Source organism: Cyanobacterium aponinum PCC 10605, from assembly GCF_000317675.1.
Taxonomy (GTDB): domain Bacteria; phylum Cyanobacteriota; class Cyanobacteriia; order Cyanobacteriales; family Cyanobacteriaceae; genus PCC-10605.
On the sequence record NC_019776.1, the window covers coordinates 993,223 to 1,006,022 of the forward strand.

Annotated in this window: 13 protein-coding genes; 6 read left to right on the forward strand and 7 right to left on the reverse strand. The window is 36.4% G+C overall.

Annotated elements, in window-relative coordinates; all coding sequences use genetic code 11:
- Positions 1 to 21 precede the first annotated feature (21 nt).
- Positions 22 to 240 (reverse strand): hypothetical protein, encoded by a 219-nt coding sequence (locus CYAN10605_RS04105; RefSeq protein ID WP_041922417.1) that lies wholly within the window; start codon positions 238 to 240, stop codon positions 22 to 24.
- Between the two features lie 132 nt (positions 241 to 372).
- Between CYAN10605_RS04105 and CYAN10605_RS04110 the strand changes: the two genes are divergently transcribed.
- The 5 genes from CYAN10605_RS04110 to CYAN10605_RS04130 all read left to right on the forward strand — a co-directional run bounded on the left by CYAN10605_RS04110 (position 373) and on the right by CYAN10605_RS04130 (position 6,714).
- Complete coding sequence (locus tag CYAN10605_RS04110; RefSeq protein WP_015218682.1) at positions 373 to 558, forward strand: hypothetical protein; 186 nt, start codon at positions 373 to 375, stop codon at positions 556 to 558.
- Positions 542 to 883 carry a type II toxin-antitoxin system PemK/MazF family toxin gene (locus tag CYAN10605_RS04115; RefSeq protein ID WP_015218683.1) on the forward strand — a complete coding sequence of 114 codons (342 nt, stop codon included), beginning with the start codon at positions 542 to 544 and terminating at the stop codon, positions 881 to 883. Before CYAN10605_RS04110 ends, CYAN10605_RS04115 begins: the two co-directional genes overlap by 17 nt.
- A 166-nt stretch (positions 884 to 1,049) precedes the next feature.
- Complete coding sequence (secA, locus tag CYAN10605_RS04120) at positions 1,050 to 3,869, forward strand: preprotein translocase subunit SecA (RefSeq protein ID WP_015218684.1); 2,820 nt, start codon at positions 1,050 to 1,052, stop codon at positions 3,867 to 3,869.
- A gap of 1,114 nt (positions 3,870 to 4,983) precedes the next feature.
- Positions 4,984 to 6,078 carry a tetratricopeptide repeat protein gene (locus CYAN10605_RS04125; protein ID WP_015218685.1) on the forward strand — a complete coding sequence of 365 codons (1,095 nt, stop codon included), beginning with the start codon at positions 4,984 to 4,986 and terminating at the stop codon, positions 6,076 to 6,078.
- Positions 6,079 to 6,129: 51 nt separating this feature from the next.
- Positions 6,130 to 6,714, forward strand: coding sequence for a phycobiliprotein lyase (locus CYAN10605_RS04130; RefSeq protein ID WP_015218686.1), 585 nt, complete (start codon positions 6,130 to 6,132; stop codon positions 6,712 to 6,714).
- A 58-nt stretch (positions 6,715 to 6,772) separates the two neighbouring features.
- Here CYAN10605_RS04130 and ccmN read toward each other — a convergent pair whose 3' ends face one another.
- The 5 genes from ccmN to CYAN10605_RS04155 all read right to left on the reverse strand — a co-directional run bounded on the left by ccmN (position 6,773) and on the right by CYAN10605_RS04155 (position 10,854).
- On the reverse strand, positions 6,773 to 7,459 hold the full coding sequence (gene ccmN, locus CYAN10605_RS17745) for a beta-carboxysome scaffolding protein CcmN (RefSeq protein ID WP_015218687.1): 687 nt from the start codon (positions 7,457 to 7,459) through the stop codon (positions 6,773 to 6,775).
- A gap of 128 nt (positions 7,460 to 7,587) precedes the next feature.
- Positions 7,588 to 9,621: a beta-carboxysome scaffolding protein CcmM gene (gene ccmM / locus CYAN10605_RS04140; RefSeq protein WP_502685839.1), complete on the reverse strand. Its 2,034-nt coding sequence runs from the start codon at positions 9,619 to 9,621 to the stop codon at positions 7,588 to 7,590.
- A 136-nt stretch (positions 9,622 to 9,757) separates the two neighbouring features.
- Positions 9,758 to 10,066 carry a beta-carboxysome shell vertex protein CcmL gene (gene ccmL, locus CYAN10605_RS04145; protein ID WP_015218689.1) on the reverse strand — a complete coding sequence of 103 codons (309 nt, stop codon included), beginning with the start codon at positions 10,064 to 10,066 and terminating at the stop codon, positions 9,758 to 9,760.
- An 18-nt stretch (positions 10,067 to 10,084) separates the two neighbouring features.
- Complete coding sequence (locus CYAN10605_RS04150; RefSeq protein WP_015218690.1) at positions 10,085 to 10,423, reverse strand: carbon dioxide-concentrating mechanism protein CcmK; 339 nt, start codon at positions 10,421 to 10,423, stop codon at positions 10,085 to 10,087.
- A gap of 119 nt (positions 10,424 to 10,542) precedes the next feature.
- Positions 10,543 to 10,854 (reverse strand): carbon dioxide-concentrating mechanism protein CcmK, encoded by a 312-nt coding sequence (locus CYAN10605_RS04155; protein WP_015218691.1) that lies wholly within the window; start codon positions 10,852 to 10,854, stop codon positions 10,543 to 10,545.
- A gap of 423 nt (positions 10,855 to 11,277) precedes the next feature.
- Between CYAN10605_RS04155 and galE the strand changes: the two genes are divergently transcribed.
- Complete coding sequence (gene galE / locus CYAN10605_RS04160; RefSeq protein WP_015218692.1) at positions 11,278 to 12,258, forward strand: UDP-glucose 4-epimerase GalE; 981 nt, start codon at positions 11,278 to 11,280, stop codon at positions 12,256 to 12,258.
- A 206-nt stretch (positions 12,259 to 12,464) separates the two neighbouring features.
- On the opposite strand, the gene CYAN10605_RS04165 is transcribed toward galE, so the two are convergent.
- A complete protein-coding gene (locus tag CYAN10605_RS04165; protein WP_015218693.1) occupies positions 12,465 to 12,710 on the reverse strand; it encodes a four helix bundle protein in 246 nt (81 codons plus the stop codon).
- Between the last annotated feature and the right edge of the window lie 90 nt (positions 12,711 to 12,800).

Here is a 12,800-nt window from a genome sequence, read left to right on the forward strand (position 1 = left end):
TCATAAAAATTATCTTATACACTACCAATCTAGTTCCTCTAAGGTAACACCATTTTCAATCGGTTCTTTTCTAGCTTCTTTGATACTTTCAACCATTCCTGATAGAGACCTCAAATATTCATCATCACTAATATATTCAGATTCTTCTAAAATCCTTAATTCATTCTCTGAAAAATTCTTAAGAAGACTTATAAATTGTTCCTTGATGCGATCGTCTATTCTCAGAGTAATAGTTTTCATCTCACTTAATATTATTCCCTGACTGTTCGCCCATTCATTATATCCCAATAATTTATAAAATTGAAAAGCGATCGCACTTATGATCTAAGATAAATTAGAATAAATAAAAATTATAGTAATGAGGTTTTAAATATGACAACAAAATTAGCTGAAATTAAAGAAATGATTTTTCAACTTCCTCCAGAAGAAATAAATCAATTAATCAGAGAAGTTAATGAGACAATATCAACAAAAGATTTTATGAAATTAGCCGAAACAGGATTTCAGGAATGGAATGATCCAGAGGAGGATATTTATAACAATGATACCGAAAATTAGAGAAATCTGGTTAGTTTCTTTTTCTTTTAGTGATTTAACAGCCACAAAACTTCGTCCAGCTTTAGTCATTGCTAATCATAGAGAAGAAATAATTATTATCGGAATATTCTCAAAAATACCCCATGAAACTTTAAAAGAAACTTGGGTTTTAGTTTCCGAAAATAATCCACAATTTCAAGAAACAGGATTGAAAAAAACTTCTTTAATTAGGGCTGATAAAATAGCGACTCTTAGTCAATTTGTTTTCAAAAAAAAATTAGGTGTTTTATCCGTTGATTTGATGGAAAAAGTTAATTTAGCTTTGAAGAAATCTCTTAATTTATAGAGGATATATACCGATCTCATCTTTCTAGTATAGGTGTAAAGAGTTCGATCGCACCTTTCCTGAGTTCAATATCAAATTGAAAATAGATTGAATCAAATTAGCCATAGCCATAAATGATATGATTAAAAACTAATAGATATATTTAAAGAAACTATAAAAACTGGCTATGTTTAAAAAGCTATTTGGAGATCCTAACACTCGTAAATTAAAAAAATTACAACCTTACATTGCAGAAATCAATCTTTTAGAAGAAGACATAAAGAAGTTAACTGACGATGAAATGAGGGCAAAAACCGCATCTTTTAAAGAGATGTTAGCAAAAGCCACCACTAAAGAAGAAAAAGATACTATCTTAGATGAAATTTTACCTGAAGCATTTGCCCTAGTAAGAGAAGCAGGGGTAAGAGTTTTGGGAATGCGTCATTATGATGTGCAGTTACTAGGAGGTATTGTTTTACATACAGGGCAAATTGCCGAGATGAAAACAGGAGAGGGTAAAACCCTTGTAGCTACTTTACCAGCCTATCTTAATGGTTTAACGGGAGAAGGTGTACACGTTGTCACCGTCAACGATTACCTTGCCCGTCGTGATGCTGAATGGATGGGGCAAATTCATCGTTTTTTAGGCTTAAGTGTGGGCTTAATTCAAAGTGGGATGACATCTGTTGAAAGACAGAAAAATTATAGTGCTGATATTACCTATGCTACTAACAGCGAATTAGGCTTTGATTATCTTCGGGATAATATGGCAACGGATATGGCTGATGTGGTACAACGTCCCCCCAACTATTGCATTATTGACGAAGTTGACTCTATTTTAATTGATGAAGCTCGTACTCCTTTGATTATATCAGGACAAGTCGAGCGCCCCATGGAAAAATATATGGAGGCGGCAAAAATTGCTCAAATGCTTACCCGTCAAAATGAAGAGGGTGACGGTGGTGATTATGAGGTGGACGAAAAAGCCAGAAATGTTTTATTGACAGATGAAGGTTTTGCCCATGCGGAGGAGTTATTGGGAGTTACAGATTTATATGATCAAGATAATCCTTGGGCTCATTATATTTTTAATGCCATTAAAGCTAAAGAATTATTTACTCGTGACGTTAACTATATCGTCCGTAATAATGAAGTGGTAATCGTGGATGAGTTTACGGGGAGGGTTTTAGCTGGAAGAAGATGGAGTGATGGTTTACATCAGGCTATTGAGGCAAAAGAAGGGGTTGAAATCCAAAAAGAAACTCAAACCTTAGCTAGTATCACCTATCAAAACTTTTTCTTACTCTATCCTAAACTATCGGGTATGACTGGTACTGCCAAAACTGAAGAAACGGAATTTGAAAAAGTATATAACCTCGAAGTAACTATTATTCCCACTAATCGCCCCTCCGATAGAAATGATTTACCTGATGTGGTTTATAAAAATGAAATCGCAAAATGGAAAGCCGTGGCGGAAGAATGCAAGGAAATGTATGAAACAGGCAGACCTGTACTTGTTGGTACTACCAGTGTAGAAAAATCTGAGGTTTTATCTCGTTTATTACAAGAAAGAGAAATTCCCCATAATATCCTTAATGCTAGACCAGAAAACGTGGAAAGGGAATCAGAAATTGTTGCTCAGGCAGGTAGAAAAGGGGCTGTAACCATTGCAACTAACATGGCGGGGCGTGGTACAGATATTATTCTCGGTGGTAACTCTGACTATATGGCAAGGTTAAAGTTAAGAGAGTATTTTATGCCCCAAATTGTGACCCCTGAAGATGATCAATTAATGGTAAATGTTCCGGGTGTTGATATGGCTAAACGTGCCAAGGGACAAGGGTTTAGTGGTAATGGTGATGGTAAAAAACAGAAAAATTGGAAGCCTTCCTCGGATTTATTTCCCTGTCAGTTATCCGCAGATACTGAAGCTCTTTTGAAAGAAGCGGTTAAATTTGCGGTGGAAAAATATGGGCAACAGAGTTTATCAGAATTGGAAGCAGAAGAAAAAATTGCGATCGCAGCCGAAAAAGCGCCTACAGAAGATCCCGTCATACAAAAATTAAGAGAAGTCTATCAAGCCATTCGCAGAGAATATGATGAAGTAACAGATAAAGAACATGATTTAGTAGTTGAAAAAGGCGGTTTACACGTCATTGGAACGGAAAGACACGAATCGAGAAGAATTGATAACCAATTAAGAGGTAGAGCAGGAAGACAAGGAGATCCCGGTTCAACTCGTTTCTTTTTGAGCTTAGAAGATAATTTATTACGGATTTTCGGCGGGGACAGAGTTGCTGGATTAATGAATGCCTTTCGAGTTGAAGAGGATATGCCCATTGAATCAGGAATGCTCACCCGTAGCTTAGAAGGGGCACAGAAAAAAGTAGAAACATTCTACTACGATGCACGGAAAAACGTCTTTGAGTACGATGAAGTTATGAATAACCAACGTCGTGCTATATATGCTGAACGTCGTCGAGTCTTAGAAGGAAGAGACTTGAAAGGTCAAGTATTGCAATACGCAACCCAAACAATGGACGAAATTGTTGATGCTTACGTCAACCCCGATTTACCCCCTGATGAGTGGAATTTAGAAGCATTGGTAGAAAAAGCCAAAGAATTTATTTATCTTCTCCAAGACATCACCGTCAAAGATTTAGAGGATATGACTGTTGCAGAGATGAAAACATTTCTCCATGAAGAAGTCCACAAAGCTTATGACTTAAAAGAAAATCAAATTGAACAAATCCAAACAGGGTTAATGCGTCAAGCAGAAAGATTTTTTATTCTGCAACAAATAGATACCCTTTGGCGTGAACACTTACAAAAAATGGATGGTTTACGAGAATCCGTTGGTTTAAGGGGTTATGGACAAAAAGATCCCTTAATTGAGTATAAACAAGAAGGCTATGAAATGTTCTTAGAGATGATGATAGACATTCGCCGTAACGTGGTTTACTCCCTATTCCAATTCCAACCCCAAGTACAACCTCAAGCCGTCTAATAATATCGAATAAAAGTAGGTGTCAGGTTTCAGGTGGTAGGGGTTGAATATATTCAACCCTTACGGTGTTAGGGGATGAGGGGAGAGGGGAAAACAAGTAATGAATAATAAGTAATGAGTTATTATTCACCTCAACACTATCTACCTTTGCCCTCCCCCTATTTAGAGCAGGGTTTTTTCGTTCTCAAAAATGTCAATTTTTGAAACTAACAAATAACCTCAGTTCGGTTTAAGAATATCTGATAAGGTTAGGTGTTAGGTGTCAGGTTGCAGGAACAGCAGGTGGTAGGGGTTTTTAGCAAGGGGCTTAAGCCCCTTGTTTAAGTCAGTTCGGATTAAGGCAATTTTATCGTTATTTCTAAGTTATTTCTAAGAAGCTATAAGGTTTTTTGACTACGAGTTGGTCTGCTTTCAGCTTATCCAAAACTCAGGTTAACAAATAGTAACAGATACAGGAGTTTTTAAGTATTAATTAATCAATTATTAAGAAAAAACGCTCCCCTCTACTGTGGGAGAGGGGGTGGGGGTGAGGGCAAGATAATTTTGCCCTGACTTTGAAAAAACCCCGTATTTAGAGCAGGGCTGTTTCAAAATAAAAAATTAGGTTAACTGAGATTAAGTAAGAGTAAGATATACAAGGATTTTTTTCTATTAGTTAAAACTTTATGAACAAAAATCCCCTCGTCTCCCTCTCCCCCTATCTCCCGCTCTTTTTTCTTTCTCGAAAATGAAATAGCCCTGCCTATTTAGAGGAGATAAAGGGGGGATTTGCCTTTTGCCCATTGCCCTTTTTGACATCACTCATCGATAATTATTCCGAACTCAGGTTAAGTAATAAGTAAGCACAAACTAGAGAGAGAAAAAGAGATAAAATTATTATACAAATGGGTAAAATAAAGTCAACCTAGGTTTGATGCAAGAATATCGGGTAAGGACAGGTTTTATTTTTTGAATATTGACTGATAATTCACTCATATTGAAAACAAGAAAATCAATTTATTAACTGTTTTTATCAAAATCTGTTTATTTTAACGCCGAAACCCGAACTCTGAACTCTAAACTTAGGTAAGTCAGTATTCATTCAATAAAAGAATATTTGAGCAGGGGCAAATCAGTGTTTAAAGATATTGATAAAACGATTGAATTAGGAAATTATCAGGAAGCGAGGGAAAAATTATCTCAACTTATTATTGAAGAAAAAGATCGTTTGTGGTATCGATATTACTCTGCTTTAATTGCTGAAAAAGAAGGGGATTTAAGTTTAGCAGAAAATGCTTATAGAGAAATAATAAAGGATAGTATATATCCAGATCCAACTTTGATAAAATTGATCAGGGATGGCATTGAAAGAATTGTTAAGTTTTATCAATCTAAAAAAGAAGAAAAAAAACAAGAGTTTCGCACGATAGAAAATAGTCAAGATTTAGCCGTTTTAATCTTAGAACCTGTTAAGCCAGAAGATAAAAAAAATCTCGCTCCCCAGTTAGCGAAATTAATGGAAATAGATAATTATACTGCCACTTTACAAATACCAACTCGTAGTTTGAGACTTTACAAAACAGGTAGTTTAGGAGAATTAAAATATTATCAATTTGAATTATCTCAAGGGGGAATTCCTTGTTTTTGTCACCCAATAAAAAATATAAATAAAATGGATGTTTATCAAGTTAAGTTTATTGAAAACGATGGTAACATATGCGATTTAACTATAGAAAATGATTTGGAAGAAGAAAAAAGGTACACGTTGAATTGGGCAAAAGTTAAAAGTAAAGTACAGGGATTAATTCCTATTTTTGAAATGACAACCCATCTGGATGCTAGAAATAAAGTCCAGAAAAAACAATCAACTTTAGACTATGCTAATTTTTTTGATTTACACGTTGTTAGTGATAATTTAATATTACGTTTTAGTGACCATTTTTATCAGTTTGAAGCTGGGTTAACTATTGGAGAAAATAGCAAAACAACTCAAGAAAAGTGGAAAAAGTTAGTTAATTATTTACAAAGAAAAACATCTGATATTAATTTGTTATCTAATTTTAATTTATTTGCTGAAGGTGTTATTCATTTTCCAGAAATGTTAAAACAAATTACCGCCCATATTAATCTTTTTCGTCGAGAAGAATCTGTTTGGGATGAGGCGTTTCAACTTTATAGTGGTTTAATTTTTTTACAAACTTTATCTCAACAAGAAGATGATAATATATAGTCATAAAATCATTTGTTTTTAGTCAAATATTAATTTTTATTTATTTTTGTTATGGATGGATTGACTTTTTTTCAGAATAGTGCAGGAAAGTGGCGATCGCAGCGTACCACCCACCATTTACCTTTTAGAAGAGCTGAAACAGGAGGATCAGAGATAAAAGTAGAACATTTAGAGCAGAATGACCCCAAAATAAAAGAAATCTGTGAAATGCACTCTTTTGACCCCAGCTTATCGGTAGGAGGTTCTTATGTTACTTGGGATGGTGCAATGCAATGGGATAAAGAAAATGAAAATCATCAGGGGGAAACAGTATTTGCTTTAATACCTAACCAAGAAAATCCCAGACAGGGAAAACTACTTAGAGAAAGAGGCTACGCCGAGATAGTTCCCGTTGCTGGAGAGTATTATTTAGATCATGAAGATGCTTTAATTTTAAGCACAGAATACGAAACCATGACTATCCATGAAAAATTCTGGTTTGTCAACGATAATATTCGTATGAGAACAAGCACTGTACAACGTTTTGGCGGTTTTAATACTGCTACTTTTTGTATTGAAGTAAGAGAAGCAGATAACCAAGTAATCGCAGAAGAAATCAAGCCACTTTTAAATACACCATCTATTACAGGATGGTAATTTCTGTACCATTTGTGGCAATTAAAAAGGGCATTTTATTAGGAATTAGGAAATAGCCCTACATATTCCTTTCTGGGAAAAGAGTAAATAATAACTTATTTATATATACTTTCCCCACAACTTGCTCACTGTTAGGAGGAGTATCTTCTTGCCAACTATCAGTTTTAATCTCTTCTTCTTGTTCTAAATTTTCGTGACTAATATCTTGGTTTTCTTGCTTTATCTGTTCTGGCTTTTCTGAAATAGACTCTGCCTTAGACTCCCTTTCTTCTTGATTATTTGTGATATTTTGCTTGTTTTCTTCAGATTTGGCTGATTTATTCGACCATTTATTTTCCTGAACTTTATTTTCAGCGACACTATTACTATTTTCCTGAGAGTTTAGTTCAATTTTACGGGTGCGATCGCCTCTTATTGAACCGGCGGGAATTACATCTCCTGCATCAACATTAACATTATATACAGTAACAGAAGAACCTAAAGAAGCCTGAGAACCGATTATACAATGACCAAAAATCAGACAACCTGCCCCCAAAATCGCATTAGGCTTTATTTCCACATCACCATCATGAGCAGTAATCACAGTACCCATACCCAAACAAACACCACTATGAATAATAATTTTATTACCCGGAGTTGCATTTAAAATAACTCCCACAGCAATCATCACAGAGGAGTCAATCATGACATCCCCCCGCACATGGGTGGTTTGATTTGTACTAGCTTGAAGAATGGGTAAAGACATCCTGAAGAATGAAGAATTGAGAATGAAGAATATTAAAAGAGGTATCAGGTATCAAGAGAATGAATAAAAACCGTTGCTTTCTGCCTGTTGCCTTTTACTTATTACTTTTTACTTATTACTTAAAAAATCTATGGTCTTTGAATGATAGTTTCTAAAACACGACGTTTTGCATTGGTATCAATACCGATTAAACGTACATATTCCCCTGCGTGATCCTTTAAGCAACCTTCAAGGGCATTCAAAACTTGACTTTCATTAGTGCTTTCAATAGGAGAGCAAGACTTCCAAGACTTCGTACGGAAACGACGCTTGTTAGCGTGTTCAGTGCCAATTTGATAGCCCTGAGCTAATAAAGAACGAACTTGGCTAATAGTCTCAGAATCTAAAGAGCTTGAGCCACCATAGGTGCTTGTTCCATAATTACTAGAAACACTGCTACTGATGGAGTTAGAACTGCCATTATTATTGCCGACACTCCGAGTAGTAGAGCTATTATTATCCCCCGGGCGCTGAATAATCATTTCCAAAACACGACGTTTTGCATTGGTATCAATACCGATCAAACGTACATATTCTCCAGCATGATCTTGCATACAGCCCTCTAAGGCACGAATAACTTGTCTCTCATTAGTGCTAGTAATGGGAGAACAAGACTTCCAAGATTTTGTACGGAAACGACGTTTATCAGCGTGTTCAGTACCAATTTGATAGCCTTGAGCTAATAAAGAACGTACCTGCTGAATTGCTTCAGCACTTAAACTACTAGATGAAATAGCACTTCCATTACCATTACTGTAGGAAGAATAACTGCTAGAAGCTCCATTATTACTGCTATTTACTACCACCCCATTTTCTCCGGGGCGCTGAATAATAATTTCGGCAATACGACGTTTTGCTTGAGGGTCAACTCCAACAATCTGCACGTATTCACCGTCAAACTCGTGCAAATAACCTTGAATTTGATTCAAAGCCTGATTAATAGAATTAGTGGTCACACTGGGAGCAGTCAACCAAGACTTAGTACGGAAGCGACGCTTATCAGCGTGTTCAACTCCAATATTGTATCCCGCTTGAATTAACGAGCGAATTTCGCCAGTCCAATCACCATTACCTTGAGAATAACCACTAGCTCCATTTGCTTTACCATTACCATTAACACTACCAAGATCAACTTTGGCAGAAACAGTAGTTACAGAAGCAGGTTGCCCAGGAGTATCTTCAGGACGTTGAATAATAATTTCCGCAACTCTACGTTTAGCTTGAGGATCAACCCCAATCAAACGCACATATTCTCCCTGATACTCATGGAGTAAACCATCTAATTCTTTTAAAATAGTATTTTCATTATTACCTTGCAAAGAACCAGTTAACCAAGACTTGGTTTTAAAACGGCGAGCATTGGCGTGTTCAATGCTGACAGTATAGCCTTGTCTGAGCAAGGATCTGACTTGATTAGTAATATCTGTATTTAAAGTCATATTATTTTCCGATTGATAACCATTACTATGATTAGAAGTAGCTACCCGCCCTGAGGCTTGATTTTGCTCTCTGATAGGGTTGATACAGGCAGAATTCTGAGAACAGTGATAACCTGCGGCTAAGGCTTCATTAACATGAACTACATGGGCGGCAAACTCCCTATCCTCTGGTTGAACGTCTGGAAGGCGGTCTGCTTGTTGTTGATTGGTAATAACTGCACCTGAAGGAATATATTTTCCAGGAGGAATTTCTACATCTTGAATCAGAGCGTGCATCATCACAATACAACCATCTCCCACACGGGCATTAAATACCGTAGAGCGAAAACCAATAAAGCAATTATTACCCACATAAGCAGGACCATGAATCAAAGCTAGGTGAGTAATACAGCTATCTGCACCAATCCAGACGGAATATTCCTTCCCGTCGTCTCCCTGTACTCTACCTTGTTCTAAACCGTGAACTACCACCCCATCTTGGATGTTACTACCATCACCGATATAGAAAGGCGTTCCTTCATCAGCACGAATAGAAGTACCAGGAGCAACTAAAACATTAGCCCCTACTTTCACATCTCCAATTAGATTAGAGAAAGAGTGAATGTAGGCAGTATCATCTACTGTCGGCTCGGCTAAGTTTTTTGACCAAGGAGTTGGGGGAGCAGCCATTATAGGGACGCTCACTTGTTACCTCCATTAATAATTTTATTTAACTTAAACTATGGGGGCGTTGAGAATATTAGTCTCTTTTACCCCTGTCCATTAACTTTTTATTACTTGAGTTATGAATTGCTACAAGTTACAATAGTAGAAAAAGTATTTAATATAGTCTTTCTGCATCTTTTTTGCTATACAAAAGCTCTGACGCAACCGTAACCGTATCTATAATGCCCACTACCATTGCATCGATGGGACGCTCCTCATTACCAGTTTCCTTACGGGCAGAACTTCCACGAGTAACAAGTACCCATTCATTGATTCCAGCTCCTACAGTGTCTCCTGCAACTTCATATTGTGGTAGAGGATTACCACTGACATCTAAAAATTGTACCAGAAGTAATTTGACCCCTGTAAGAGTTCTTGATTTGTGGGTACTTACCACCGTCCCACATACTTTAGCAATTTGCATTAATATTTAGTTACTATTTTATGGTCTGCCTAAAGGACGAGGATTGACGCTTTCTCTGAACTGTTCTACTTCTTCTGTATAACGAATAGGTAAGACGTATTCGAGGTTTTCGTGAGGACGAGCGATGATATGGTGAGATAAAACCTGACCACCTTTTACTCTTTTCACGTTTTCAATACCTGCGGCAACAGAAGCCTGTACTTCAGACACGTCTCCTCTAACGATGACGGTTACACGACCAGTACCAATTTTTTCGTAACCAACAAGGGTTACACGAGCTGCTTTTACCATAGCGTCTGCGGCTTCTACTACGGCGGGGAAACCTAAGGTTTCAACCATTCCTACTGCGATCGACATATTTTTTTCCCTATATTTTTATCTTTAGGATGTAAGAAAAGGTCAATAAATTAGGGTGTGATACCTCTAATCCTGACGGTTTTTGATAGTTTGAGAGTTATTTAAAGACTCTTTTACTGCTAATAGTTACGGAATTGTTCTACTTCTTCTGTGTAACGAATAGGTAAGACGTATTCGAGGTTTTCGTGAGGACGAGCAATGATGTGAGTAGATAATACTTCCCCTCCACTTACTCGGTTAGCCGAATCAATACCTGCAGCAATGGAAGCCTGTACTTCAGACACATCTCCACGAATAATAACGGTTACACGACCGCTACCAATTTTCTCATAACCAACAAGGGTTACACGAGCTGCTTTTACCATAGCATCAGCGGCTTCTACTACGGCGGGGAAACCTAAGGTTTCAATCATTCCTACTGCAATTGGCATTTTGTTTTTTCCTTGATATACTAAAAATTTGCTTAAATTTACTTGTAAGGTTTTGTATAATCTTATTGCGCGGATTGTTAGGTTTATTTAATTTTCATCTTTGAAACAAAAATGTTTTGTTTGATGATTACGCAATAGACACGGACTCCCCTAAAGAAGTTTTTTACCTTAACTCAAGATATTTTTTTAATCTATCTAAAATAAGCATAAACAAGCATGGTACGTTTGACAAGATAAATGATCATGATATTTATTAATCTGTTCCTTAATAATAATTAATAGTCAATGGTTCTCTGTGAGTTAGTTTGTATTTTAGTTGGCTGATGAGGATCGGGAACAAACAACGGTTAAGAGTTATAATTCTTCTGACTCGGTGACTATTCTTTTCTTTATTCTTCATTTTTAACTCTTAGTATTTTTTCTATGGCTATTTTAATTACTGGTGGTGCTGGTTATATTGGTTCTCACACTGTTAAACTTTTACAAAATAGGGATTATGACATTCTTGTTTTCGATAATTTGGTCTATGGACATCGGGATATTGTTGAGAAACTGGGAGTTAGTTTTATCGAAGGTGATTTGTGCGATCGCACCTTATTAGATGACTTATTTCAAGAGCATAATATAGAAGCAGTGATTCATTTTGCCGCTTATGCTTATGTAGGAGAGTCGGTAGAAAATCCAGCTAAATATTACCGCAATAATGTTACTTATACTCTCAATCTACTCGAAGCAATGGAAAAAGCGGGGATCAGAAAAATAGTCTTTTCCTCTACTTGTGCCACTTATGGCATTCCCGAAGAAGTTCCCATTAAAGAAACACACCCTCAAAATCCAATTAATCCTTACGGTTATACCAAATTAGTGGTAGAAAAGATGTTATCCGATTTCCAGAGGGCTTATAATTGGGAATATGTAGCTTTTCGCTATTTTAATGCAGCAGGTGCATCTAGTGACGGTTTAATCGGAGAAGATCACAATCCTGAACCCCATTTAATACCCTTGATTTTGTATGCGGCTCTAGGAAAAAGAGATTCTATTTCCATTCTGGGAGATGACTACCCAACTCCTGACGGTACTTGTATCCGAGATTATATTCATGTGGAAGATTTAGCCCAAGCCCATCTTTTAGGCTTAGAATATTTATTAGATGGGGGAAAAAGTGAAGTATTTAACCTCGGTAATGGGAATGGTTTTTCCGTTAAAGAGGTAATCAAAGCCGCCAAGAAAGTTACGGGTAAAGATTTCACCGTTAAAAATGCACCTCGTCGCCCCGGAGACCCACCCATATTAGTGGGAAGTAGTGAAAAAGCAAAGAAAATCTTAAATTGGCAACCTCAATACCCAGATATTGAAACTATTATTAGTCATGCTTGGCAATGGCACCAGTCTCGGCATAAGTAGGGGGGTTCAAAAAGTATTTTAAAGAATAGTTTTCTTTAATATTTGAGATATTTAACCTGAGTTTGGGATAAACTTTCATCTATGAATTATGGCGAAAAGGGCAAAGATGAATAATTAATAACTGATGTTACGCAAAAAGATAATTAGTTGTTGTTTTGAGGTATCAGGTGTCAGGTATCAGGTGTCAGGTTTAAAGTCAGAAAAATTCACCCTTTTTTATTTTGACTTAGTTTTTCGATTAAACTATGTAACATTCTGCCAATTTCCTCACATTTGTTTAAAGTAACTTTTAATTCTTGCTCTTTAAGATAGCCTAATCGTCCTACAATCATCAAATGAGTTTCTAATTCTTTGAGTGAGCCATTTGCCATAGAAAGATGACGAATATAATCACCCAAATGATTTCTCCCTCCCTTATCCGATATTTTTAATAAGTATTTTTTTACTAACAATAAAAAATGAACTGCTAAAATAGAGTATTATTGCTTTTACGATTTAAAAGAAAAAATGTATTTCGGAGTTTGATCATAAACCAATGTAAG